Source organism: Klebsiella sp. MS 92-3 (genome assembly GCF_000195655.1).
GTDB classification, from domain to species: domain Bacteria; phylum Pseudomonadota; class Gammaproteobacteria; order Enterobacterales; family Enterobacteriaceae; genus Klebsiella; species Klebsiella pneumoniae.
The window spans coordinates 28,835-33,102 of record NZ_GL882724.1 but is presented as its reverse complement, the minus strand read 5'-3'; the positions used below and the strand labels follow the sequence as shown (position 1 = coordinate 33,102).

The following is a 4,268-nucleotide window of genomic DNA, read 5'->3' as shown; positions in this document are numbered from 1 at the left end:
AAAAAAAAAAAAAAAAAAAAACCCCGCCGCCGGGGCGTCGGTTTATGGGTTAGCTGCTGGTCAGCACATGCTGGTACTTATGCAACATCTCAACCAGTCGCCGTACCGGCTCGGTGACCTGCGGCGAGGCCTCCCAGACCCGCAGCTTCTCCTGATAGACATCAAGCTCCGCCAGCAGCTGGGTAAAATAGCGCCGACGCTTATCATCGCTGCCGGCGGAGATCACATGGTCCGCGGTACGTCGCAGCTGACGATGGAAGGCGGAGAGATCGTCATTCACCGGCACGGGCGCATCGCGCAAGCGCTGATGGGCGATGATTAACGTCAAGGCCAGACGGAAACGGGCGACGTCACCTGGGAATTTATTGAGTAATAAAAACAGCTGCTGATAGAGCGCGGGCAGATGATTCTCTTTGCGACGCGCCGAGTTGGTGGTCAGCGAAGAGACCGCCGCGGAGACAAACTGGTTCAGCAGCACCCGACCGGTTCTGGCCCGGGAGTTATCCCTGACAATAAGAATAACCATCAGAGCGAGGAAACAGCCGACGATCTGCCCCAGCGCGCTATCGAGGAACTGGCTGAACTGGAACTGCATCGGATTATCCAGCACCAGAATGTTGATGGTGCTCGCCAGCGCCCCCAACGATCCGAGACGCCTTTTCTGCACTTCGATCCCGATAAAGAACGCCATCGCCGCCAGGCTGATGCAAAGCAACAGCATGCTCTGCTGCGTCGCCGGCATGATCACCAGGAAGTACAAGGTGCCCAACGGTAACGCCGCCAGGGTGCCATAGAGGAAGTCTATCGCCACCATTCGGGGATTCGGCAGGCGCATCGCCAGCGCGGTAACCACGGCGATCATTACCATCGCGCCGCTGCCTGAGGTCCAGCCCGTCCACAGCCAGAATAGCGTTCCGAGAATACAAGAGACGGAGGTGCGCCAGAAGTTCACCATCGCGTGATGACGTTCGGCGGACTCCACTTTAACCACCGTTTCGCCGCGCAACACGCCATCCTCGATACGGCTGATTTTAGTATTCCCCACCACGCCGCGCTTAAGCAGCAGGTAACGCGTGGCGGCGCCCACCCAGCTATAAATCGTGACCGGGGTATTATGCTCGCCTTTCCAGGTCAGGAAGCGGCGCATGCGCTTCAGCTGCTGGTGAACATCCTGCACCGTCTCAACCGGCTCGGCGAACAGCTCGCGATAGTCGTCCGTGACCATTTCCGGGCGTGAGTTCTGAATCAGATAGGTTTCGCAAGCCTGGGTGATAAGGGTTAGCGAAAGGGTGTTGATCGCCTTCAGGCGCTGATTCGCCTTTGCCCAGCGTGAGGATTCCATAATCAGGTTACTACGCATACCTTCCAGCGCCGTAGTGCGGCGTACCAGCGCTCCCCAGGCTTGATCCACTTCCTCTTTTTCACCGTGCGCGACGCATAACTGCATCAGCTTATACTGGGCAATTAGCAGATTATCGAGCTCGAGGTCGATCTCTTTTTTAATCGAACGCGGCGAAAACAGGAGATCGGCGACGATGGCGCTGACAATACCGATGACAATTTCGCTGCAGCGTTCGACAGCAAACTGCGGCGCCAGCATCGGATTGGTATGGATGGTAATAATGATAATCAGCGCGGTGTACCCGGCCAGCCCCCAGGCATAGGAGTTTTCGACCTTGACCAGCGACGAAACCCAGGTACAAAAACCGGCCCACAGACAGCAGACCAGCATCATCAACAGAGGCGCGCGGATCATCAGGATGATGATAACCAGCGCCGCAATACAGCCAATAAAGGTCCCGGCAATACGCAACATACCGCGATAGCGGATCGCGCCGGAGTACGGTTCGCCGCCAGCAGCAAAGGCCGGCCCGGCGGCGACGATCGCTGCCGTCAGTACCGCCCAGCGCGGCGTTTCGAGCTGAAAATGGAACCCGACAAACAGCGCCAGCACCACCGCGCATGCAAGCTTAATGGCAAAGCGGAGATGCCGGGGAGCAATGGTATATGTCCCCATAGCGATTAACCAAATTCGCGCAGGCGCATAGCCAGTTTCTGGAAGAAGTTGGCCTGGCTGGTATCACGATCTTCTTGACCGGTGATCACTACCGTCGCCGTGGTGCCCGATGGCCACAGATTCCCCTGCTGGTGATCGAGGCGAATACGCACCGGCACACGCTGCGCCAGACGCACCCACTCAAGGTTGGAGTCGACCGAGGCCATCCCTTTCGAGTCGCTGCTGCTGCTGGCGTTGGTCACCCCCGCAGCGATACTGTCCACCGTCCCTTTAATGGTTTTGCTGCTGCCCAGCGGGGTAATCTCCGCACGATAGCCTGGACGGACGCCCTCCAGTTTGGTCTCTTCCAGATAGGCCATGACGTAAAACGTATTCTCTTTCACCAGCGCCACCGCCGTGGAGCCACGGGTGATAAATTCCCCAGTGTAGACGTTAAGGTTAGTCACCCAGCCATCCGCAGGGGCGCGAATGACCGTCCGCTCCAGATCTAGCCTGGCCAGGTCGCGACTAGCCACCGCTTTCGCCAGCTGATGTTCAACGGTTTGCAGTACGTTGTTCGCCTGATCAATCTCTTCCCGCGACATCGCCTGTACGCCAAGCTTATTACGCCGACCGGCTTCGACGCGTTTTTCCTGAGCTAACGTCTGATAATAGGCGACATCAGCTTCCGCCTGCGCCAGCGCTTTTTGGTAACGAGGTTGGTCAATAACGAACAATACCTGGTCTTTCTTAACCAGTTGGTTATCCTTGACGTTTACCTGAGAAATCAGCCCGGAGACGTCGGGGGCAATCGCCACAATGTCGGCGCTAAAGCGCGCATCACGCGTCCACGGCGAGGCGGTGTAATAAACCCAGGCGCGGAAAATCGCCACGAAGGCCAGAATGACCAGTATCACGGTAATGGCAGTACGGAGGATATTTCTTGTTAGTGTTTTCACATCAACCTCAAACGAACAAGCGCGATATCAAATAAAAAAGGCAGCAATAGAGCGCCGTATTAAACAGTGCTGGGTGCCAGACAAAATCGTAAATGCCGGTCGGAACCAGCAGTCGGTGCACCAGCCAAAAGATAGCCAGCGACAAAAGCAACTCGAAGAAGATCGGCGGAAACGATAAGCCGAAAATCACGATGACAGGAAACAGACTCATGATGACCTTGAATAAGAAGCGTACAGGTAGTGAGCAGATGCGTTTATTATGTAGCTAACAATATATTAACGTAACGATTGCCGCATTATCTACAATGTGTGATCTAAATCACTTTTAAGCCAGAGTGAATAATGGAACGATTAAAACGCATGTCCGTTTTCGCCAAAGTGGTCGAATTAGGTTCATTCACCGCAGCGGCCCGCCAGCTTCAGATGAGCGTTTCCTCGATCAGTCAGACCGTCGCCAAACTGGAAGATGAACTGCAGGTAAAGCTACTCAACCGCAGCACCCGCAGCCTTGGCTTAACTGAAGCAGGTAAAATCTATTACCAGGGCTGCCGTAGGATGCTGTTTGAAGCGCAGGATGTCCATGAGCAATTATACGCATTTAACAATACCCCCATCGGGACGCTGCGCATCGGCTGCTCTTCAACTATGGCACAGAATGTTCTGGCGCGCATAACGGCGAAAATGCTCAAAGAATACCCCGGGCTCTCTGTTAATCTGGTCACAGGCATACCTGCGCCAGACCTGATCGCCGACGGCCTTGACGTGGTGATCCGCGTGGGCGCCCTGCAGGATTCCAGCCTTTTTTCCCGCCGCCTGGGCTCAATGCCGATGGTATTATGCGCCGCTAAAAGCTATCTGGCGCAGGCTGGCAATCCAGAGAAACCGGCCGACCTTGCCGGACATGCCTGGCTGGAATATAGCGTGCGGCCGGACAATGAGTTTGTCATTATCGCGCCGGAAGGGATCTCGACCCGCCTGACCCCGCAGGGGCGCTTCGTGACCAACGACCCTATGACGCTGGTGCGCTGGCTGACCGCCGGGGTGGGTATCGCCTATGTACCCTTAATGTGGGCGATCGAAGAGATCAACCGCGGTGAGCTTGAGATCCTGCTGCCCAGCTATCAGTCCGATCCGCGACCGGTCTACGCCCTGTATACGGAAAAGGATAAACTGCCGCTGAAAGTGCAGGTCTGTATCAACTATCTGACGGAGTATTTTGTCGACGTGGCGAAGATCTATCAGGGCATGCACGGGCGCGGGATCGCCCGGTGAAGCGGGGGGCGGCGGCGGGGGGGGGGCGCGGGGGGGGGGGG

General features: G+C 56.3%; 4 protein-coding genes. 1 reads left to right on the top strand and 3 read right to left on the bottom strand.

From position 1 onward, the window contains the following. Positions 1-49: 49 nt before the first annotated feature. The 3 genes from aaeB to aaeX are packed head-to-tail and all read right to left on the bottom strand — an operon-like array spanning position 50 to position 3,166. Entirely contained in the window at positions 50-2,017 is a 1,968-nt protein-coding gene (aaeB, locus tag HMPREF9538_RS24580) for a p-hydroxybenzoic acid efflux pump subunit AaeB (RefSeq protein ID WP_002918632.1), read from the bottom strand. A 5-nt stretch (positions 2,018-2,022) separates the two neighbouring features. Beyond that, positions 2,023-2,955: a p-hydroxybenzoic acid efflux pump subunit AaeA gene (gene aaeA / locus HMPREF9538_RS24585; RefSeq protein ID WP_002918639.1), complete on the bottom strand. Its 933-nt coding sequence runs from the start codon at positions 2,953-2,955 to the stop codon at positions 2,023-2,025. Between the two features lie 7 nt (positions 2,956-2,962). Beyond that, positions 2,963-3,166, bottom strand: coding sequence for a p-hydroxybenzoic acid efflux pump operon protein AaeX (aaeX, locus tag HMPREF9538_RS24590; protein ID WP_002918640.1), 204 nt, complete (start codon positions 3,164-3,166; stop codon positions 2,963-2,965). 131 nt (positions 3,167-3,297) lie between these two features. Here aaeX and aaeR point away from each other — a divergent pair, with 131 nt between their 5' ends. Continuing rightward, positions 3,298-4,227: an HTH-type transcriptional activator AaeR gene (gene aaeR, locus HMPREF9538_RS24595; RefSeq protein ID WP_002918641.1), complete on the top strand. Its 930-nt coding sequence runs from the start codon at positions 3,298-3,300 to the stop codon at positions 4,225-4,227. Positions 4,228-4,268 lie beyond the last annotated feature (41 nt).

What these genes read in the sequence shown, in the direction of transcription:
- aaeB (WP_002918632.1), bottom strand. Translation starts at nt 2,017, where the DNA reads ATGGGGACATATACCATTGCTCCCCGGCATCTCCGCTTTGCCATTAAG.
- aaeX (WP_002918640.1), bottom strand. Translation starts at nt 3,166, where the DNA reads ATGAGTCTGTTTCCTGTCATCGTGATTTTCGGCTTATCGTTTCCGCCG.
- aaeR (WP_002918641.1), top strand. Translation starts at nt 3,298, where the DNA reads ATGGAACGATTAAAACGCATGTCCGTTTTCGCCAAAGTGGTCGAATTA.